Genomic DNA, 20,420 nt, shown 5'->3' with positions numbered 1-20,420 from the left:
AATTGACGATCCGGCAGCCCGCGCCTATCAGTGTGGGATGAGCAAATCCGTAAAAATGCCGCGCGAAAAAGGCGGCCTCACCTTCCCGCAGGATGCGCTGCCGCAGCCCGCGGAACTTGTCGATGTGGCCCCCGGCATCAAATGGGCGCGCATGCCGTTGCCCTTCGCCCTCGACCATATCAATTTGTGGCTACTTCAGGACGAGGACGGCTGGACTGTCGTCGATACGGGTGTTTCCGCCGACGATGTGAAGGCGCTTTGGCGGCAGATTTTTGCCGACGAGCTGGACGGAAAGCCGGTTACCGGCCTCATCGTGACGCATCTGCACCCCGACCATGTGGGGCTGGCGGGGTGGTTCACCCGCAAATGGAACATCACGCTGCAGATGTCCCGCACGGACTTTCTGCAATGCCGCAACCTGGTGCTCGACACGGGCCGCGATGCGCCGAAAGAGGCGCTGGATTTTTACCGCGCGGCGGGTTTTTCCCAGCGCGGGATCGACAGCTACGCCAAGCGCTTCGGCAATTTCGGCGAACGCGTGTCGCGCCTGCCGGATGTCTTTGCGCGGCTGAAGGAAGGCGACGAGCTGAAAATCGGCAAGCGGACATGGCGTGTCGTGATCGGTTCCGGTCATGCGCCGGAACATGTCTGCCTTTACAGCGAAGCCGACAAGATCCTGATCTCGGGCGACCAGGTGTTGCCCCGTATTTCCTCCATCGTCAGCGTTCATCCGACGGAAGCCTTCGAGAACCCGCTGGAGGAGTGGATCGCAAGCTGCAAGCGCATTCGAGACGAACTGCCGGAAGACACGCTCGTGCTGCCCGCGCATAATGAGCCCTTCTACGGATTGCACACCCGTATGACGCAGCTCATAGACGAGCATGAGGAAAACCTCGTAAAGCTTCATGAGATGCTCGACGAACCGCGCCGCTCGATCGACGTTTTCCCCGCGCTCTTCAAGCGCAAGATCACGTCGGACGTGTTCTTCATGGCGACGGGTGAGTCACTGGCCCATCTGCGCTGCCTGATCGGCAGGGGACTGGCGACCGTCGAGCGCGACGAAAACGGCGTGGACTGGTATCGGCAAAGCTGAAGATGGATACACTTCTCGTTTCCCACAGGGCCTGTCTGGAGCATGCGACCCCCGACGGGCATCCCGAATGCGTGGACAGGCTGCGTGCCGTGCTGGGCGCGCTGGAAGCCGAGGAGTTCATGATGTTGCAGCGGGTAGAAGCGCCGCGCGCCACCCATGAACAGATTGCCCGCGTGCATACGCCGGAACTCATCGAGATCGTGGAGGGCGGCATACCGGCGGAAGGCTATCGGCGGGTCGATGCCGACACCTTCCTGTCGCCGGGGTCCTATGAGGCGGCCTTGCGCGCCGCCGGGGCGGTCGTCTATGCGGTCGATGAGGTGATGGCGAAACGGGCGCGAAACGCTTTCTGCGCCGTGCGCCCGCCCGGACATCACGCCGAGCCGGGCACCTCCATGGGCTTTTGCCTGTTCAACAATATTGCCATCGGCGCCATGCATGCGCGTGTGGTCCACGGGATCGAGCGGGTGGCGGTGATCGATTTCGACGTCCATCACGGCAATGGCACACAGGCCGCCTTCGAGACCGACCCGTCGCTCTTCTATGCCTCGACGCACCAATGGCCGCTCTATCCCGGCACGGGCCGGGCGAGCGAGCGGGGGCTCGGCAACGTCCTCAATGCCTGCCAGCCGCCAGGCACCGGCTCCAGCGCCTTCCGGGAGAGTTTCGTGGAAGAGGTCATGCCGGCGCTTCGTTCGTTCCAGCCCGGTTTCATCATGATTTCGGCCGGATTCGATGCCCATGCAGCCGATCCGCTGGCGAATATGAACCTCACCGAGGATGATTTCGCTTTTGCAACCGCCGAGTTGGTCCGCTGTGCCGACGATCTCTGCGAGGGCCGAATTGTGTCGGCTCTTGAGGGGGGGTATGACTTGGGGGCACTGGCATCTTCGGCGCGAGCCCATGTGCGCGCGCTGATGCTGACCATGTAAGGCGCGGATCGCGCCCGAAACGACAAAGCACCGATACCGCCCGACAGAAGGACCGAACCCATGGCCGCCGCGAAATCCGACGTTCAGAAAGAGATCGAAAAACTGAGCTTCGAGGAAGCGCTGGCGCAGCTGGAGAAGATCGTCGCGAGCCTCGAATCGGGCGATGTGGAACTCGAAAGATCCATCGACCTCTATGAGCGCGGCAATGCGCTGAAGGCCCATTGCGAGGCGCGGCTGAAGGCGGCCGAGGCCAAGGTGGAAAAGATCCGCCTCTCCGAAAACGGAGATCCGGCGGGCACCGAACCGCTGGATGTCGAGTAGGAAGGCATTATCCCCTATGGCAGACCACCCCCGTGAGGTTCGGACCATCGACAGTGCCATGGAGGGGTGCGCGCTGGAGGTTGCCGATGCGCTGGACCGTCTGGTCCCCGCGCCGGAAGGTCCCGAGGCCCGCGTCTTCGAGGCGATGCGCTATGCGCTGACGGCAGGCGGCAAGCGCTTCCGCCCCTTCCTGGTGAAGGAGAGTGCGAAACTCTTCGATGTGCATGAGGAAGCGGCGTTGCGCACCGGCGTGGCGGTGGAATGCATCCATACCTATTCGCTGGTCCATGACGATCTGCCCTGTATGGACGATGACGATCTGCGCCGGGGCAAGCCGACCGTCCACAAGGCCTTCGACGAAGCAACGGCGGTGCTGGCGGGCGATGCGCTGCAATCGCTTGCTTTCGAGCTGATCGCCGACGAAGCGACGCATGAGGATGCAAGGGTGCGTTGCGAGCTGACCCGGCGTCTCGCCCGGGCGATTGGCGGCCACGGCATGGTGGGCGGCCAGATGATCGATCTCGGCAGCGAAGGCCAGCCGCTGGAGATGAACGCCATTACGCGGCTCCAGCAGTTGAAGACGGGCGCGCTGATCGCCTTTTCCTGCGAAGCGGGCGGCGTGCTGGGTCATGCCTCGGCTGCCGCGCTGCATGCGCTTCACGCCTACGCACACGATATGGGGCTGGCGTTCCAGATTGCCGACGATCTCCTCGATGTGGAGGGGAGTTCGGCCGATCTCGGCAAGACGCCTGGCAAGGACGAAGCGGCGGGAAAGGCCACTTTCGTCTCCATTATGGGCCTCGAAAGGGCCCGGGCCCAGGCCGGCATGCTGGCCGAACAGGCGGTCCGCCACCTTGATTTGTTCGACCAAAAAGCCGACCTTTTGCGGGAGGCGGCCGTTTTCGTTATAAACCGCCGCAACTAGGCCGCTGCCGTAAGCTGGCGCGCCGTTTTCCGCCGGATTTCATCGCTTTTCGGTCCGGCCGGCACATTTGCCGAGGTTTGTATTGAGCACTAAGCCTGACACCCCCTTACTCGACCGGGTGAAAACGCCCGCCGATCTGCGCCAATTCGACGAATCCGACCTGCGTCAGCTCGCCGACGAGCTGCGGGCGGAAACGATCGACGCCGTGTCGCAGACAGGCGGCCATCTGGGCGCGGGGCTCGGCGTGGTGGAGCTGACCGTGGCGCTTCACTATGTGTTCAACACGCCCGACGACCGGCTGATCTGGGATGTCGGCCATCAGTGCTATCCGCACAAGATCCTGACCGGACGGCGCGACCGTATCCGGACGCTCCGTCAGGGCGGCGGGCTCTCCGGCTTCACCAAGCGTTCGGAAAGCGAATACGACCCCTTCGGCGCGGCGCATAGCTCCACCTCCATTTCCGCCGGTCTCGGCATGGCGGTGGCGCGCGACCTGTCCGGCGGCAAGAACAATGTGATTGCGGTGATCGGCGACGGCGCGATGAGCGCGGGCATGGCCTATGAGGCAATGAACAATGCCGGCTCCATGGACAGCCGTCTTATCATCATCCTGAACGACAACGACATGTCCATCGCACCGCCCGTGGGCGCGATGAGCGCCTATCTGGCGCGGCTCTTGTCGGGCGGCACCTATCGTTCGGTGCGCCATATCGCCAAGGAGCTGGCGCGCCTGCTGCCCCGGAGCTTCGAGGAGCGCGCGCGCCGCGCCGAGGAATTCGCCCGCGGCATGGCGACCGGCGGCACGCTGTTCGAGGAACTCGGCATGTATTATGTCGGTCCCATCGACGGCCATAATCTGGAACATCTGCTCCCGGTGCTGAAGAATGTGCGCGATGCGGGCGAGGGGCCGATCCTCGTTCATTGCGTGACGCAGAAGGGCAAGGGCTATGCGCCCGCCGAAGCCGCCGAGGATAAATATCACGGCGTCTCCAAGTTCGACGTCATCACCGGCGCCCAGTCCAAGGCGCCTGCCAATGCGCCTTCCTACACCAAGGTCTTCGCGCAATCGCTCGTTCAGGAAGCCGAGCGCGACGACAAGATCGTCGCCATTACCGGCGCCATGCCGTCGGGCACAGGGCTCGACCTTTTCGGCAAGGCCTTTCCCGAGCGCACCTTCGATGTCGGCATTGCCGAGCAGCACGCCGTGACCTTCGCGGCGGGGCTTGCCACCGAAGGCTACAAGCCGTTTGCGACCATCTATTCGACCTTCCTGCAGCGCGGTTACGACCAGGTCGTGCATGACGTGGCGATCCAGAAGCTGCCGGTGCGTTTTGCCATCGACCGGGCGGGGCTTGTCGGCGCGGACGGAGCGACCCATGCGGGGTCCTTCGACGTGACCTATCTCACCTGCCTGCCGGACTTCGTCGTCATGGCGGCGGCCGACGAGGCGGAACTGAAACATATGGTGGCGACCGCCGTGGCGATCGACGACCGCCCCTCCGCCTTCCGCTATCCGCGCGGCGAGGGTGTCGGCGTCGATATGCCCGAACGCGGTATCCCGCTCGAAATCGGCAAGGGCCGCATCGTTCGCGAAGGCAGCAAGGTTGCGATCCTTTCGCTCGGGACGCGGTTGCAGGAAGCGCTGAAGGCTGCCGAACAGCTCGGTGCGCTGGGCCTTTCCGCGACTGTGGCGGATGCCCGTTTCGCAAAGCCGCTGGACGAGGAGCTGATTGCCCGTCTGGCGCGCGAGCATGAAGTGCTCATCACCATCGAGGAAGGTTCGGTCGGCGGGTTCGGCAGCCATGTGCTGGATTTCATGGCGCGTGCGGGGCTTCTCGACGGCGGGCTCAAGGTGCGCCCCATGACGCTGCCCGACATCTTCATCGATCAGGACAAGCCGGAAAAAATGTACGATCTGGCGCGGCTCAATGCGCCGCAGATCGTCGAGACGGCGCTTGCCGCGCTGGGGCTCGAGGCGAAGGCGCGCGAACTTTCCGACGCCGCGCTCGCACCCGGCCGCGCCTGATCTCCCATGCAGAACGACAAATGCCGCCTCGATCAGGCGTTGGTCGAGAGGGGCCTTGCACCGAGCCGCGCCCGCGCGCAAGGCGCGATCAAGGCGGGGCATGTGTCGGTAAACGGACATAAGGTTGTGAAGCCTGCCGCGCCGGCGGCGCCGTCGGACAAGATCGAACTGAGCGGTCTCGAACATCCTTACGTTTCGCGCGCGGCGCTGAAACTTGTGCATGGGCTCGATTGTTTCGGGGTCGCGGTGGAAGGGCGCCATGCCCTCGATCTCGGCGCCTCGACGGGCGGCTTCACGCAAGTGCTGCTTGAGCGCGGCGCGGCTCATGTGATCGCGATCGACGTCGGGCACGGCCAGCTCGACGACAGCTTGCGCAACGATCCGCGCGTCACGGCGATCGAAGGGCTCAATGCGAAAGATGTCGACGCGACGAGTGTGACCGAGCCGTTCGATCTCATCGTCTGCGACCTGAGTTTCATCAGCCTGAAAAAGGCGCTGCCTGCGACACTCGAACTGGCGCCTGTCGGCACCGATCTTCTGGCCCTCATCAAACCGCAATTCGAGGTCGGCAAGGGCAGGCTCGGCAAGGGAGGCGTGGTGAAGGAGGAGGGTCTGCATGAGGAAGTCTGTGCAGATATCGCCGAGTGGCTGTCCTCCCTGCCAGGCTGGACGGTCAAAGGCGTGACGCCAAGCCCCATCGAGGGCGGAGACGGCAATCGGGAATTTCTGATCGCCGCCCGAAAGCCGGGAACCGAAGACAGGAAAACATGAACGAGCTGACCGTCGACATAGATATTCTGGGCGCGCAGGGCGATGGCATCGCGCAAACGGACAAGGGTCCGCTCTATGTCGCCTATGCGCTGCCGGGCGAAACGGTGGATGTGGAGCCGCTGGAGGCCGACCGGGCCGCCATGAAGCGGATCGTTACGCCATCGCCGCATCGCGTGAAACCGGCCTGCCGCCATTTCGGCCAGTGCGGCGGCTGCTCGATCCAGCATCTGGACGCCGAGAGCTATCGCGGCTGGAAACGCAGTCTCGTGGAAACAGCGCTTGCCCATCGCGGGATCGAAACCGACATCGAACCGCTTGTCGGCGCGCAGCCGCGCAGCCGCCGTCGCGCGACCTTCGCGGCCACGCGAACGAAGAAGGCCGTGACGTTGGGTTATTATGCGCGCGGCACGCACAACATCGTGGGCGTCGAGGAATGTCCGCTTGTCGTGCCTGAAATCGAAGACGCATTGGGCGGCCTTTCCGCCCTGGTCGCGCCCGGCCTGTCACGCAAGGGACGCGCGGCCATTGCCGTCACGGCGACACGAAGCGGGCTCGATGTCTCGGTGACGGGCGCCAAGGCGCTGGACGATGCGGAGGATAGCGGCCTGCGCGCAAAGCTCGCACAAGGCGCGGATGTGATGGACCTTGCCCGGCTGAGCTGGGAAGGCGAGATTGTCGCGGAGCGCCGCCCGCCCATGATCCGGCTCGGCAGGCTCGATATCTCGTTGCCGCCGGGCGGTTTTCTTCAGGCGACGGAAGATGGCGAGGCGGCGCTCTCGTCGCGTGTCGCCGAGACGGTCGGCGAGGCGCGCCATGTCGTCGATCTCTTTGCAGGGGCCGGCACATTCGCGGCATCGCTGGCGGAGAAGGCCGCCGTCCACGCTGTCGAAAGCGATGCGGACGCGCTGAAGCGGCTGGAACGCGCGGTGCGCGATCAGGGGCCGGGACTGAAGCTCAAGCCGCTCACCACGGAACGGCGCGATCTCTTCCGCCGCCCGCTGCTGGCGAGCGAACTCGATAAATATGACGCGGTGGTGCTGGACCCGCCCCGCGCGGGTGCGCAGGCGCAGGCCGCCGAACTGGCGAAATCGCGCGTGCCGCGTATCGCCTTCGTGTCATGCAGTCCGGCGAGTTTCGCCCGCGATGCGCGCATGCTGCTGGATGGCGGCTACCGGCTGGTGTCGGTGACGCCGGTGGACCAGTTTCTCTGGTCCGCCCATGTGGAGCTGATAGGGGTCTTTTCGCGGGATTGAGCTTCGGCTCAGACGCCCACGCCCGGTTCTTCCGGCGGGGTGGGGATGTCGATGCTGCAATAGCGCTCGATCGCTTTGGCGACCATTTCGGGCGAAAGGTTCAGAATGTTGAGCTTCACGCGCACGCCATTGCTGCCCACTTGCCGCCAGCATTTGTACATATATTGCCGCCACACGGCCTGAGCATTTTCCGGCGGCACGACCGCTTCCGCCACAGCGCGCGACAGGGTGATGCGCAGTTCCGCATTGCGGATGTTGCGCACGAAGCTGTCATGGACGGCGACATCTTTAATGTCCGGCCAGGGGAAACGTCCCAGCCCGGCAATCTCGATGCCCGCCGGGCCGATTTTCAGCGCTTCATTGTTGCGCGCGACGAAGGGCCAGTGAAACGCAGCCACGGCGAAGGAGATGGCTGCGAGGAAAAGGGCCGTGTGCCCGATACGCGGTGTGGCCAGAAGAACCAGCCCCACACCGATCAGCAAGCCGCCATAGACGATGGTCTGCCCCTTTTCCCGGCTGTAGCGCGCCGTCACCGTTGCACCGGGAGGGATGGAAATCTCGTCGGTCATGTCGGGTTCCTTCAGGCGTCGCCTGTTCAGGCACCGCCCATTTGGCCACGATGGCGCAGCAGGTGGTCGGCAAGGACGCAGGCCATCATGGCCTCGCCCACGGGCACGGCGCGAATGCCCACGCAAGGATCGTGACGCCCCTTGGTGATGATTTCCGCGTCCTCTCCCTGCCGCGATACCGTCTTGCGCGGTTGCAGGATGGAAGAGGTGGGCTTCACCGCGAAACGCACGACAACGGGCTGGCCGGTGGAAATGCCGCCCAGAATGCCGCCTGCGTGATTGGAGGCGAAGGCCGGACCTTCATTGCCCATGCGCATCTCGTCGGCGTTTTCCTCGCCGGTGAGCGCGGCGGACGCGAAGCCTTCGCCGATCTCGACGCCCTTTACCGCGTTGATGCTCATCATCGCGGCGGCAAGGTCGGCATCGAGCTTGCCATAGATCGGCGCGCCGAGGCCGACGGGGATACCTTCGGCCACGATCTCGATCACCGCGCCGCAGGAAGAGCCCGCCTTGCGCACGCCGTCGAGATAGCTTTCCCACTCGGCGGCCGCCTTGACGTCCGGGCACCAGAAAGGATTGTTTTCCGTTTCCGCCCAGTCCCAGTTCTCGCGATCGATCTTGTGCGGGCCGACCTGCACCAGCGCCCCGCGAATGCTGACGCCCGGCAGCACCTTGCGTGCAATGCCACCGGCTGCGACACGCGCCGCCGTTTCGCGCGCGGAAGAACGTCCGCCGCCGCGATAGTCGCGAATGCCGTATTTCGACAGATAGGTGAAATCCGCATGGCCGGGGCGGAACTTGTCCTTGATGTCCCCGTAATCCTTGGAGCGCTGATCGACATTCTCGATCATCAGCGAGATCGGCGTGCCGGTGGTCAGCTCCTGCTGCGCATCGTCGTCGAAGAAGGTGCCGGAAAGGATCTTCACCTGATCCGGTTCGCGGCGCTGCGTGGTGAAGCGCGACGTGCCCGGGCGGCGCCGGTCGAGCCATGTCTGGATTTCTTCCGCCGTGACGGGAATGCGCGGCGGCACGCCATCGACCACGCAGCCAAGCGCCGGCCCGTGGCTTTCGCCCCAGGTCGTCACGCGGAACAGATGGCCGAATGTGTTGTGCGACATGACCTAAATTCGTTTGCCGGAATCACTCCCCGCCTGCGCTGGGGCAGGCCTGGAAGCGACCATAGCGGAAATCAGACGATGCTCATATCCGGCGCGTCTTCGGCCTTCATGCCGACGACGTGATAGCCCGCATCGACATGATGGACCTCGCCGGTCACGCCGGAGCCGAGATCGGAGAGAAGGTAGAGCGCGGTATTGCCGACTTCCTCGATGGAGACGACGCGCTTCAGCGGCGAGTTGAGCTCGTTCCACTTCAGGATGTAGCGGAAATCGCCGATACCGGAAGCCGCCAGCGTCTTGATCGGACCGGCGGACACGGCGTTGACGCGGATATTGTCGCGGCCGAGATCTACGGCGAGATAGCGCACGCTGGCTTCCAGCGCGGCCTTGGCGACGCCCATCACATTGTAGTGCGGGATCACCTTCTCGGAGCCGTAATAGGTGAGGGTGACGATGGAGCCGCCATCCGTCATCAGCTTTTCCGCGCGCTGACAGAGCGCGACGAAGGAATAGCAGGAGATCGCCATGGAGGCGGTGAAGTTCTCCTGCGAAGTGTCGACATAGCGGCCATCCAGCTCCGACTTGTCGGAATAGGCGATGGCATGGACGAAGAAGTCGATCTTGCCCCATTTCTCTTTCAGCGTCTCGAAGACGGCATCCATGCTGGCCGCGTCGGTCACGTCGCAGGGCATGATGAGATCGGGATCGGTTCCGATGGATTCGGCAAGCGGCGTGATGCGCTTGAGTAGCGCATCGCCCTGATAGGTGAACGCAAGCTCCGCACCATGTGCGGCGCAGGCCTTGGCGATACCCCAGGCGATGGAGCGGTTATTGGCAACCCCCATGATGAGGCCGCGCTTGCCGGCCATGAGGTTGGAGCCACCCTGTGCGGTATTGGCGTTGCTGGCGGCTTCACTCATTATTTTCTATCCCTTCGAAATGTCGGTGCGGGCGGGCGACCCGGACAGTGGCGCATTTTGCATAAAAGGCACACCCGGTCCACGAAAAATCCCAGCGTTCTCCGAAACTTGGGAGTTTCCGTAGCGATATATCAATCCTTGAAAAGATGCTGCCTCACACTCGAGGCAAGGCCCTGCGCCCAGCCCGCTGCGAAGTCCCGGAGGGCCCGGTCAGGCTTTTCCGGCAGGGTGATGGAAAGCGTCACATACTGGTCGCCGGGCCCGTCTTTCGGGTTCTCGGGTGCGATCCCCTTGCCCCGAAGCCGAAGCTGCGTCCCGCTGTTCGACCCGGCCGGGATGGTAAGGCTGACCGCTCCGGAAAGCGTCGGCACATCCACCTTGCCGCCGATGACGGCCTCGGCCAGCGTGACGGGCAGGGTAAGGTGAATATCGTAGCCCTCGCGCCGGAACCAGGGATGCGGCTGGACGCGCATTTCCAGAAACGCATCGCCCGCGGGCGCGCCGCCGCTGCCCGCTTCGCCCTGGCCGCGCAGGCGGATCTGACGGCCCGTCTCAAGGCCCGCCGGTATGCGGATGTCGAGCGTTTTGCCGCCCAGAGCGACCCGGCGCATACCGCCTCTCGCCGCCTCCAGAAAGGGAATTTCCAGCGCATAGGCGGCATCACGCCCGCGACCCCGGAAAACCCGGCGGCCGGCATCGCGAAGCCCCTCGTAAAACTCGCTGAAGCCCCCTTCCTGCTCTTCTTCGCTCAGCGGTCGGGCCTTGAGCGGCTCCTTGAGGTCGGACGGCTCGAAACCGGGTTTTTCGGCGTTCCCGGCTTTTTTTGAGGCCGGTTTGAAGGGTGCGTCTTCCGCCTTCGGACCGGATTTGCTCCGGAACCTTGCGCCATAGGCGGCGGCCTTTTCGAATTTCGGTTTGGCGGCGGCATGGCGGATGGCGTCGTAGCGCCGCCGCGCATCGGTATCCTTCAGGAGGTTGTAGGCCGCCGTGACTTCCTGAAACTGCGTCTCCGCGCGCCGCCGGTCCGGGGCCTCCGCACCGCTCAACGCATCCGGATGCAGTTTGCGCGCAAGCCGCCTGTAGGCCGCCTTGATCTCGGCCAGGCTTACATGGGGCTCAACGCCCAGGGTTTCATATGGATCGCGCAACCGGCCTCTCTCCCGATGCCGCAAAACAGGGCGCGCAGGATAGCGCGCGTCCCTCTACGAAACCGTTAAGCGGAGGTTGCTCTCAGGAGGCGGGATCGGATGGCGGTGCGGTGTCCGGCGTGCGGATGGCCGCATCGGGCTCCCGCAGCCTGTCGCCTGCATCCTTATCCGGGGAGGCCTGCTTGTCCGAACCCGGATGGTTATCCGTATCCGGCAGCAGAATATTCACCGGTGGTGCCGGCGGTGCCGGTTTCACGGCCTTGGCAGCGGCCTCGCCGGGCGGCGGATTGGGCGGGGGGAGCGTGGGCACAAGCTGGGCCAGACGGGCGAGCGCCATGCTGTGGCCCTGCCGCGCGGCCAGCGCATACCAGCCCATGGCGCGCGGCAGGTCGCGCGAGACGCCCAGACCCTTCTCGAACATCACGCCGAGATTGTATTGCGCGATCGGCTCGCCTGCGACCGCGGAGAGATGAAGCCAGAAGCTGGCCTTCTTGTAGTCGCGGGGAATGCCGTCGCCTTCCAGATACATGAAGGCGGCATTGAGCTCGGCAGGCACGAAACCCGCCTCCGCCGCGCGCTCGTAGAAGAACAGGGCGCGCTCCGGATCGCGCTCGGTGCCCAGCCCCTTGCGCAGCAGCAGGGCGACATTGCGCATTGCCGCCAGATCGTCCTGCTGGGCAAGCGGCAGCCAGTCCTTGAAGGCGGCGGCGTAGTCGCCCCTGTCATAGGCTTTCACGCCGCGCTGGAAGCGGGCCTCGTCCGGCCCGCTGCGGTGGCCGGGAGAATTCTCGATGGCTTCCTTGACGGTAAGGCCTTCGGCCTTTGCCGCATTCGGCACGAGAAAAGCGCCCGCCGTGACAAAGACGGCGGACGCCAGAATCAGGCGGACATAGCTGGGAAGGTCTTTTTTCACGCGGCTTGTCCGTCTTCAGTGTCGTCGAAATCAGTTCTGGATCTGCCAGGACCCGTCCGGCATCCGGCAGGCCGTACCATGCGCCTGCTGGCTGCGACCGTCGATATAAATCGTCTGCGTATATTCGCGGCAGGGACGGCCCGAAGAGGTCGTATAGGCCGGTTGCGGCGTAACGGTGCCGTAATGGCCGCTATCGGGATTGCTCCAGCGCGAGGCCTGGCCCGACGGGTTGTTTTCCAGCGCGCTGTATGTGGTGCGGCCCATATAGGCGCGGTCGGCGCGGTCGAGCGACTTGCCGATTTCGCTGCCCATGAGCGCACCGATCAGCACGCCGGCACCCGTGGCCCAGAGCCGGCCTTCGCCGCCGCCGAACTGCGAGCCGATCACGCCGCCCGCCAGCGCGCCGGCACCCGTGCCGACCGTTTGCTTGGGACCCATACCGCCCATGCCGCCATTGTAGATGCCCTGGTCGCAGGCAGCCAGCGACAGACCGATACCGGCAATTGCAAATGCTTTCAGGAGTTTCATGCGCTTTCCATTTTCTTCTGCCTCCCCGGGGAGGCGGGAATTCCGTCCCGGGCAGGAGGCGCGGGACGCGACAAATCGATTTCTGGTAACTATATAAGGAACCGATTGTGGCAAGAATTGAGCAGCGTCAAAGCTATCATATTGCTACCGAATTTGGCCGTTTTCGGCCCGTTTTTGATCTGGAAGGCCATCTGGAGCATGACTGACGCACCCGCCGGCACCGAAAAGACGGAGGATGTCTTCACGTCGGACAATCCCTTCGAGCTCTTCAGGGAGTGGCTGGACAAGGCCGCGAAGAGCGAGCCGAACGACCCCAATGCGGTGGCGCTGGCGACCGCCGATGCGCAAGGCTTTCCCGATGTGCGCATGGTGTTGCTGAAGGATGTGGATGAGCGCGGCTTCGTTTTCTACACCAATCTGGAAAGCGAGAAGGGGCGCGAACTGAAAGAGAATATGCGCGCGGCGCTCGGCTTCCACTGGAAGTCACTGCGCCGCCAGGTGCGCGTGCGCGGCATCGTTTCGCCGGTAAGCCCGGAAGAGGCGGACGAGTATTTCGCCAGCCGACACCGCGACAGCCAGATCGGCGCCTGGGCCTCGCGTCAGTCGCGGCCGCTGGAAAGCCGCTTCGAACTCGAAAAGGAAGTGGCGCGCTACGCCGCCAAATTCGGTCTGGGCAAGGTACCCCGGCCCGAACACTGGTCCGGCTTCCGCATTGCGCCGGTCCGCATCGAGTTCTGGCGCGACCGTCCGTTCCGCCTGCATGATCGTCTGGTCTTCCACCGCGACGACCCGGCGGCGGGTTGGAAGACGATGCGGCTTTTCCCGTAAGGCGGACGAATGGCACTGGACGCAAAGACGGCGGCGGAAAACGCCATCCTGATGAAGCGGGCGACCTACGCCGCGGTGTGCGTTGCCGTGGTGCTGGTGGTTCTCAAGGCGGGGGCCCTCTGGTTCACCGGATCGGTGGCCATGCTGGGCACGCTGCTCGACAGCCTGCTGGACGGCTCGGCCTCGCTCCTGAACCTCGTCGCCGTGCGCCACGCGCTGACGCCTGCCGACCAGGAGCATCGCTTCGGCCATGGCAAGGCGGAAGCATTGGCAGGCCTCGGCCAGTCATTCTTCATCTTCGGATCGGCGGGCTACATCGTCTATGAAGCTTTCCAGCGCATCATGACGCCGCAGCCCGTCTCGCATTCGCTTTGGGGCATCGTCGTGACGGTGATCGCCATTGCCATGACGCTGGGCCTTGTCGCGTTCCAGCGTCATGTGGTGAGCCGGACGAAATCGCTCGCCATCGAGGCGGATTCCATCCACTACCGCGGCGACCTGTTGATGAACCTGTCGGTTGTAGCGGCGCTGGTTCTCTCGGGGTTTCTCGGCTGGGAATGGACGGACCCGGTCTTCGGCATTCTCATTGCCGGGCTTATCGCCTGGGCGGCGGCGCAGATCGCCTCCAATGCTTTCGATCAGCTGATGGACCGCGAATTGTCCGAAGACGAGCGCGAGCGGATCAAGACGGTCGCGCTCTCTCATCCGGATGTCATCAACATCCACGATCTTCGCACGCGGACCTCCGGCGTGCTGAGCTTCATCCAGTTCCATCTCGAACTCGATCCCGAAATCACCCTGACCAAGGCGCACCGGATTTCCGATGAGGTGGAAGACGAGATCATGAAAGAGTTCCCCGGTTCCGAAGTGCTGATCCATCAGGATCCGGCCGGGCTGGAACCGCTGAGCCGTCTCGAACGCGTATGAGTATAAGGACGTTTTGACCTCCGAAACCGACACGCAGGAAACGATCGGCTTTCTCTCGCGGCCCGAAGCCTATGGGCTCGATGCGGGGGAGACTGTCGAGCACATCGAAACCCACGCGAACCACATCTTTCTGGCCGGCGATTTTGCCTGGAAGATGAAAAAGCCGATCCGCTTCAGCTTTCTCGATTTCTCGACATCGCAAAAGCGCCGCGAGGCCTGTGAATCCGAACTGGCGCTCAACCGCCGCACGGCGCCGGAGCTCTATCTGGGGCTCACCGCCGTCACCAGGGGCGAGAGCGGTTTCGGGCTTGTGCCGGTGGAACCGGGAGCGGATGCCCCGCATGGCGCGGCGGACTGGCTCGTCAAGATGAAGCGCTTCAACAATGACGGGCTTCTGGCGCGGCAGGAAGACGAAGGCCGCCTGAAAACCTCGCTTGTGGAGGACCTCGCCGCCCGTGTCGCAAGCTTCCATGCCGGGGCGGAAGTGACGCGGGATTTCGGCGGCGCGACGGCCTTCGCCAGCATCGTCGCCGACAATGCCCATGACATGCTTGAAAAGGCGGGCAGCACCTTTTCGCGAGACGAAGCCGAGCGCACGAAAGCGCAGTGCGATCAGTTGATCGAGCGGCATCGCAGGCTCATGGACAATCGCCGCGATGCAGGCTGGGTGCGGCGCTGCCATGGCGACCTGCATCTGGGCAATGTGGTGGAGATCGACGGCGCGCCGGTCATCTTCGACTGTATCGAGTTCAACGAAAACATCGCCTGCATCGATGTGCTTTACGATCTCGCCTTCCTGCTGATGGATCTCTCTTTCCGGGAGGGAGAGACGGCCCTGCTCGCCAACCGCGCCCTGAACGCCTATTTCGACCACATCTCCGAGGCGGATATCGACGACATGATCGGCGGCTTGCCGCTGGTGCCGCTCTTCGTGGCGGTACGCGCCGTGGTGCGCGCCAAGGTCACCGCCATGCAGGTGGAGCAGGGCGGCGACGCTAAGCTCAGGGAGAGAGCCCGCGCCTTTTTCGATTTCGCCATGACGTCCTTTGAAACGGGTAAGCCGGGCCTGGTCGCCATTGGCGGTCTGTCCGGCACCGGCAAATCAACCGTGGCGAAGGTGCTGGCGCCCCGTCTTGGGCGGCCTGCCGGCGCGCTGCATCTCAGAACCGACATCATTCGCAAGCGCCTTTTCAATGTCGGTCCGCTGGAGCGGCTGCCGGAGGAGGCCTATGCGCCCGAAGTGGGCGCGCGCGTCTATGCCGAGATGTTCCGGCTTGCGGGCCATGCACTGGAGGCGGGCGTCAGCGTGGTGATGGACGCCGTTTTCGCGCAACAGGAAGAGCGCGACCGGGCCGCTGAACTGGCAGGCCGAATGGGCGTGCCGTTTTCTGGGCTCTGGCTCGAGGCCGATCCGGCGGTGCTGGAGGCGCGGGTGCGCGCGCGCTCCGAGAAGGCCAACGACGCTTCCGACGCCGATGTGGCCGTGCTGCGCCGCCAGCTTGCCTATGATATCGGCACGCTGGACTGGCACCGGCTTGACGCGGCCGGAAGGCCGGAGGAGATCGCGGCCCGGGGCCTGGACACGCTCACGAAATAATGACCTTAACCCCGGTTAATGTGTGCTGGCTCTTGGCTCTGCATTTCAGTAGATTGCGCTCATGGCACAGATCCCCAATGCGGAACGAAAGACATTGCTGCTGACCGGTGCAAGCCGGGGCATCGGACATGCGACGGTGAAGCGCTTCTCGAGCGCGGGCTGGCGCGTGATTACCTGCTCGCGCCATGCTTTCCCGGAAGATTGCCCATGGGAGGCCGGACCTGAGGATCATATTCAGGTCGATCTCGCCGATCCGGAAAACACCGCGGAGGCGATCAACGAAATCCATGAACGGCTGAAGGATCAGGGCGGGCGTCTCAATGCGCTCGTCAACAATGCCGCCATTTCGCCCAAGGGCGAGGGGGGCTCGCGGCTCGGTGTGTTCGATACCAGCCAGGAGCTCTGGTACAAGGTCTTTCAGGTGAACTTCTTCGCCCCCGTCATTCTGGCGCGCGGACTGGTTCAGGAGCTGAAAGCGGCGAGCGGGTCGGTCGTCAATGTCTCGTCCATCGCGGGTGAGCGTGTGCACCCCTTCGCGGGCAGCGCCTACGCGACCTCGAAGGCGGCGCTGAAATCGCTGACGCGGGAAATGGCCTCGGAATTCGGGCCGTTGAACGTGCGGGTGAACGCCATCGCGCCGGGCGAAATCGACACGGCAATCCTCTCGCCGGGCACCGAAAAGATCGTGGAAGAAATCCCCATGCATCGCCTCGGCACGCCGGAAGAGGTGGCGCGGGTGATATATTTTCTGTGTACGGATCAGTCGAGCTATATCAACGGCACCGAAATCCAGATCAATGGCGGCCAGCACGTCTGAGGCGTCATCTTCCTCTCGGGCAAGTGTCGCTCCCGATAGCTGTCATGCCCGGCAATGACAGGTAAATGTCAGGGCAGGAACAGCACCGCGCTCTGGCTCTCGCGTACCTGCGCATCCTCGTTCACGGTGAAGGCGGAGACGATGAAGCCGCTGGCGCCGGCAAAGCCGCCCGTGCCGCCCGTCACCTGAAACACGACATGACCGAGCTGCGTTTTCGGGTCGGGCGTCTCGCCAAGATAGCCTTCGCGCACGCTTTCATAGCTCAATGTGCCGCCGCCGAAGCTGAGCGTGCCGGTTTCGCTGAAGCCGCCATATTCGTCATTATCGACCGCCGCCTCGCAGGTCACATGCAGGCCGCTGCCGGCCAGCGCCGGATCGAAGTCCGGCGGTAGCACGGCGGAGGTCTCGATATTCATGCGCTCGCCCATCGCGTCTTCGGGCGAGGTCTTGCCGGCAAGTTCGATCTGAAAGCGGATTTCGCGTGTCATCCCTGCGCCCCGATCACTTCATCAGCCCTTCCTTGCGGGCATGGGCCGTCACCTCGTCCAGCGCTTCCTCAAGCGTCTTGAAGATGTCGTCGACCTGGCTCTCGGTGATGATGAGGGGCGGGCAGATGGCGATGATGTCGCCTGCCAGCGGACGCAGGATGAGGCCGCGTTTCTCGCAGGCCGCCACGACCTTCGCACCGATACCCGCGCCCGGCTCGAAGCTCTCTTTCGAGTCCTTGTGGGCGACGAGTTCCAGCGCGCCGATAAGACCCTTGGCGCGGACATGGCCGACCAGCGGATGTTCGGCGAGGCGATGCACATGGCCTTCGAAGGTCGGTTGCAGCGAACGCACATGGCCGACAATGTTGCGCTCCTGATAGATGTCGAGCGTCTTGGAAGCGACGGCGGCGGCCAGCGGATGCGCGGTATAGGTGAAGCCGTGGCCGAACGTGCCGATCTTGCGGCTTTCGTCCAGCATCGCCTGATACATGTCTTCGCCGACCGTGACGGCGCCGATGGGCACGTAAGCGGAAGAGAGCGCCTTGGCGACGGAAATGCTGTCCGGCTTCATGTTGAAGGTTTCCGAGCCGAACATGTTGCCCGTGCGCCCGAAGCCGCAGATCACCTCGTCGGCAATGAAATAGACATCGTATTTCTGCAGCACGGCCTGGATTTTCTCGAAATAGCCGTCCGGCGGCATGATGACGCCGCCTGCGCCCATGATGGGTTCGGCGATGAAGGCGGCGACCGTGTCCGGGCCTTCCTTGATGATGAGGTCTTCGAGGTTCTTCGCCAGACGCGTGGTGAACTCGTCCTCCGTCTCGCCCGGTTCCGCGTAGCGGTAGTAATGCGGGCAGTCGGTGTGGAGGACGCCCTCGATGGGCAGGTCGAAATCGCGATGGTTCGCGGGCAGGCCCGTCAGCGAGGCGGAGGCGACCGTCACGCCGTGATAGGCGCGGATGCGAGAGATGAATTTCTTCTTCTCCGGCTTGCCGCGGGCATTGTTGTAGTACCAGACAAGCTTCACCTGCTGGTCGTTCGCTTCCGAGCCCGAACCGCAGAACAGCACCTTGGAGGCGGGATGCGGCGCGATGGCTTTCAGCTTCTCGGCCAGCTCCGCCGCGCGCTCATGGCTCTTGCCGCCGAAGACATGGGTGAAGGGAAGGCGCTCGAGCTGCTCGGTCGCCGCGTCGATCAGTTCCTTCTCGTTATAGCCGAGCGAGGTGCACCAGAGCCCGGCCATACCCTCGATATATTTCTTGCCATGACTGTCATAGACATAGATGCCCTCGCCGCGCTCGAGGATCATCGGCCCCGTCTCGCGGAAGGTTTCGAGATTGGTATAGGGATGGATGACCGTTTCGATATCGCGAACGGCGGCGTTGCTAAGGCTCGACATGGGAGCGCTCCTCGAATGAGCAGGTGTGGGCGGATGCCGCATAATGCGGCGTCGCCCGAGGGGAAGTCAAAGGGCTATGTCTTCTGAGTCATGCCCCGCTTTATGCGGGGTATCCACGCCTTGGCGTCTGTGAAAGACGTGGATGGCCCGGACAAGCCGGGCCACGACGACAGAGTGCTTACCACCCCGGCGGCGCCCGGAACCCGCCGAGGATTTCCTCCAGCATGGCCGCCACCGCGATGGGCGTCTTGTCTTCGAGGTGCGGGCCGATGATCTGGATGCCTGCCGGAAGACCTTCCGACGTAATGCCCACAGGGGCGACGCTGGCGGGGAGATAGGACACCACCGCCGGGCCCGCCCAGAGCAGCACGTCGATATATTCCCGCTCGATGCCGTTCACCGTCAGCTTGCGTTTCGACCAGTCGGACTGCTGGTCGTGCTTGAAAGCGGTGCGCATCAGCACGGGCGACAGCACCACGTCGTAATCCTTGAAGAAGTCGGCCCATTTGTGCCGGAGCTGCGCCTGCCGCTCCTTCCACTGCATGCGTTCGGCAACGGTCATCGTGCCGCCGCGCGCCTGGAGAATGGCGTGGGACTTGTCGTCGGGCGATGCGGTCTCCTTCATCTGCCGCCAGCGCTCCTTCACCTTGTCCGGCATGCCGGCGCCCGTCTGGGAGTGGAGAAGCATGAGATAGATTTCGGTGCTCTCGGCAAAGGAGAAGGCAGGCCGGGCTTCCCAGTCCACCTTCGCGCCCGCATCCGCCAGCGCATGGGCCGCCTGCTTCAGAAGGGCGGCCATTTCCCGGTCGATGTCGCAGAAGGGCTCGTCGATCCAGACGGCGACGCGGAGATCTTTCGGGCTCTTGGCGCGGGCGGGCGGCAGGTCGAGCTTCCAGCCTGGTGTGTTGGTCCAGTTCGGCCCCGCCGCGATATCGAGCAGCATCTGCAGATCTTCCGCGCTGCGGGCAAGTGGCCCGGCGACGGAAAGATCGCCCTCCGAAAGCCAGCCGGGCGGCGGGCCGAGATGGCCGCGCTTGGGCACGATGCCGTAAGTCGGCTTGTGACCAAAAACGCCGCAGAGATGCGCGGGCGTGCGGATGGAGCCGCCAATATCGGAGCCGAACTCGGCCGCGGTGAAGCCCGCAGCGAGCGAAGCCGCCGACCCGCCGGACGAGCCGCCGGGGCCGCATTCCAGGTTCCACGGATTGTTCGTCGTGCCGTAAATGTCGTTATAGCTCTGCAGGTCCGCCGACATGAAAGGCACATTGGTCTTGCCCATCACGATGGCGCCCGCATCCTGAAGCCGCTGGATCGGGTCGGCGCTCGTCGCGGGGACATTGTCTTTCCAGTCCGGCACGCCGCCGGTGGAGACCATGCCCTTTACCTCATAGGCATCCTTGATGGTGAAGGGGAGGCCGTGAAGCGGGCCCTTGTCCTCGCCCTTCGCCAAAGCCTCATCCGCGTCCTTTGCCGCTGTGCGGGCGCCGTCGAAGTCGCTCGCCACCACCGCGTTGATCTTTGGATTGTACTCTTCGATGCGTGAAATGTAGTGATCGGTCAGTTCCGCCGAGCTGATCTCGCGAGCGCGCAGCATCCGGCCAAGCTCGGATGCGGAGCGGAAATGAAGCTCCTCCATGGAATTCCCCTTTTAGTATTGATTGCTTTGACCGCATTAGACGGTGTCGGGCACCGCCAAGGCAAGTGAAAGCGGGGCAGGAGAAAACCCCAGCGTCGGCCGGGGTTTTTAGAGCGGTGGCGAAGGGGAAATTATTGTGACATGGCGCCTTTCCCACTAGACTTCGCCCAAATGAAAAATCCGGTCATTCCCTGGGGAAAAGATCGGCGGA

Annotated in this window: 20 protein-coding genes; 11 read left to right on the top strand and 9 right to left on the bottom strand. The window is 63.8% G+C overall.

The features are described 5' to 3' along the window. The first annotated feature begins 37 nt into the window (after positions 1–37). The 7 genes from ACSSVQ_RS05300 (at position 38) to ACSSVQ_RS05270 (ending at position 7,321) form a co-directional block, all read left to right on the top strand. On the top strand, positions 38–1,093 hold the full coding sequence (locus ACSSVQ_RS05300; RefSeq protein ID WP_454181247.1) for an MBL fold metallo-hydrolase: 1,056 nt from the start codon (positions 38–40) through the stop codon (positions 1,091–1,093). A gap of 2 nt (positions 1,094–1,095) precedes the next feature. Then, the gene (locus ACSSVQ_RS05295; RefSeq protein WP_454181245.1) at positions 1,096–2,025 is read left to right on the top strand and encodes a histone deacetylase family protein; all 930 of its coding nucleotides are present in this window, start codon (positions 1,096–1,098) and stop codon (positions 2,023–2,025) included. A gap of 60 nt (positions 2,026–2,085) precedes the next feature. Beyond that, on the top strand, positions 2,086–2,346 hold the full coding sequence (locus ACSSVQ_RS05290) for an exodeoxyribonuclease VII small subunit (RefSeq protein WP_293326144.1): 261 nt from the start codon (positions 2,086–2,088) through the stop codon (positions 2,344–2,346). Between the two features lie 16 nt (positions 2,347–2,362). Next, positions 2,363–3,271, top strand: coding sequence for a polyprenyl synthetase family protein (locus ACSSVQ_RS05285; protein WP_293326147.1), 909 nt, complete (start codon positions 2,363–2,365; stop codon positions 3,269–3,271). Between the two features lie 82 nt (positions 3,272–3,353). Further along, positions 3,354–5,297, top strand: coding sequence for a 1-deoxy-D-xylulose-5-phosphate synthase (dxs, locus tag ACSSVQ_RS05280; protein ID WP_454181242.1), 1,944 nt, complete (start codon positions 3,354–3,356; stop codon positions 5,295–5,297). Between the two features lie 6 nt (positions 5,298–5,303). Then, positions 5,304–6,068: a TlyA family RNA methyltransferase gene (locus tag ACSSVQ_RS05275; protein WP_454181240.1), complete on the top strand. Its 765-nt coding sequence runs from the start codon at positions 5,304–5,306 to the stop codon at positions 6,066–6,068. Then, complete coding sequence (locus tag ACSSVQ_RS05270; RefSeq protein ID WP_454181238.1) at positions 6,065–7,321, top strand: class I SAM-dependent RNA methyltransferase; 1,257 nt, start codon at positions 6,065–6,067, stop codon at positions 7,319–7,321. The genes ACSSVQ_RS05275 and ACSSVQ_RS05270 overlap by 4 nt, the downstream gene beginning before the upstream one ends. A gap of 8 nt (positions 7,322–7,329) precedes the next feature. Here the strand turns inward: ACSSVQ_RS05270 and ACSSVQ_RS05265 are convergent, their stop codons facing one another. From ACSSVQ_RS05265 to ACSSVQ_RS05240, 6 genes are all read right to left on the bottom strand, one after another. Next, positions 7,330–7,890 (bottom strand): hypothetical protein, encoded by a 561-nt coding sequence (locus ACSSVQ_RS05265; protein WP_293328667.1) that lies wholly within the window; start codon positions 7,888–7,890, stop codon positions 7,330–7,332. Between the two features lie 26 nt (positions 7,891–7,916). Then, positions 7,917–9,008, bottom strand: a complete 1,092-nt coding sequence (gene aroC / locus ACSSVQ_RS05260; protein WP_454181236.1) for a chorismate synthase — start codon at positions 9,006–9,008, stop codon at positions 7,917–7,919. Between the two features lie 71 nt (positions 9,009–9,079). Further along, the gene (gene fabI / locus ACSSVQ_RS05255; RefSeq protein WP_293328665.1) at positions 9,080–9,928 is read right to left on the bottom strand and encodes an enoyl-ACP reductase FabI; all 849 of its coding nucleotides are present in this window, start codon (positions 9,926–9,928) and stop codon (positions 9,080–9,082) included. Positions 9,929–10,059: 131 nt separating this feature from the next. Then, complete coding sequence (locus tag ACSSVQ_RS05250; RefSeq protein WP_454181234.1) at positions 10,060–11,076, bottom strand: DnaJ C-terminal domain-containing protein; 1,017 nt, start codon at positions 11,074–11,076, stop codon at positions 10,060–10,062. Between the two features lie 82 nt (positions 11,077–11,158). Beyond that, positions 11,159–11,989, bottom strand: coding sequence for a tetratricopeptide repeat protein (locus ACSSVQ_RS05245; protein ID WP_454181232.1), 831 nt, complete (start codon positions 11,987–11,989; stop codon positions 11,159–11,161). Positions 11,990–12,019: 30 nt separating this feature from the next. Further along, positions 12,020–12,517, bottom strand: coding sequence for an RT0821/Lpp0805 family surface protein (locus ACSSVQ_RS05240; RefSeq protein WP_454181230.1), 498 nt, complete (start codon positions 12,515–12,517; stop codon positions 12,020–12,022). A gap of 198 nt (positions 12,518–12,715) precedes the next feature. Here ACSSVQ_RS05240 and pdxH point away from each other — a divergent pair, with 198 nt between their 5' ends. The 4 genes from pdxH to ACSSVQ_RS05220 all read left to right on the top strand — a co-directional run bounded on the left by pdxH (position 12,716) and on the right by ACSSVQ_RS05220 (position 16,686). Continuing rightward, positions 12,716–13,345 (top strand): pyridoxamine 5'-phosphate oxidase, encoded by a 630-nt coding sequence (gene pdxH, locus ACSSVQ_RS05235; protein WP_454181228.1) that lies wholly within the window; start codon positions 12,716–12,718, stop codon positions 13,343–13,345. A 9-nt stretch (positions 13,346–13,354) separates the two neighbouring features. Further along, positions 13,355–14,272 (top strand): cation diffusion facilitator family transporter, encoded by a 918-nt coding sequence (locus ACSSVQ_RS05230; protein WP_454181226.1) that lies wholly within the window; start codon positions 13,355–13,357, stop codon positions 14,270–14,272. A 13-nt stretch (positions 14,273–14,285) separates the two neighbouring features. After that, positions 14,286–15,869 carry a bifunctional aminoglycoside phosphotransferase/ATP-binding protein gene (locus ACSSVQ_RS05225; RefSeq protein ID WP_454181224.1) on the top strand — a complete coding sequence of 528 codons (1,584 nt, stop codon included), beginning with the start codon at positions 14,286–14,288 and terminating at the stop codon, positions 15,867–15,869. Positions 15,870–15,930: 61 nt separating this feature from the next. Then, a complete protein-coding gene (locus ACSSVQ_RS05220; protein ID WP_293328658.1) occupies positions 15,931–16,686 on the top strand; it encodes an SDR family NAD(P)-dependent oxidoreductase in 756 nt (251 codons plus the stop codon). Positions 16,687–16,754: 68 nt separating this feature from the next. Here ACSSVQ_RS05220 and ACSSVQ_RS05215 read toward each other — a convergent pair whose 3' ends face one another. From ACSSVQ_RS05215 to ACSSVQ_RS05205, 3 genes are all read right to left on the bottom strand, one after another. Beyond that, positions 16,755–17,174: a hypothetical protein gene (locus ACSSVQ_RS05215; protein ID WP_454181222.1), complete on the bottom strand. Its 420-nt coding sequence runs from the start codon at positions 17,172–17,174 to the stop codon at positions 16,755–16,757. Positions 17,175–17,187: 13 nt separating this feature from the next. Further along, complete coding sequence (locus tag ACSSVQ_RS05210; protein WP_454181220.1) at positions 17,188–18,573, bottom strand: aspartate aminotransferase family protein; 1,386 nt, start codon at positions 18,571–18,573, stop codon at positions 17,188–17,190. Positions 18,574–18,751: 178 nt separating this feature from the next. Next, positions 18,752–20,209 carry an amidase gene (locus tag ACSSVQ_RS05205; protein WP_454181218.1) on the bottom strand — a complete coding sequence of 486 codons (1,458 nt, stop codon included), beginning with the start codon at positions 20,207–20,209 and terminating at the stop codon, positions 18,752–18,754. Positions 20,210–20,420 lie beyond the last annotated feature (211 nt).

The organism is Parvibaculum sp. MBR-TMA-1.3b-4.2, assembly GCF_053628815.1.
The sequence above is the reverse complement of the archived record's forward strand: the minus strand, read 5'-3'. Positions and strand labels throughout refer to the sequence as shown.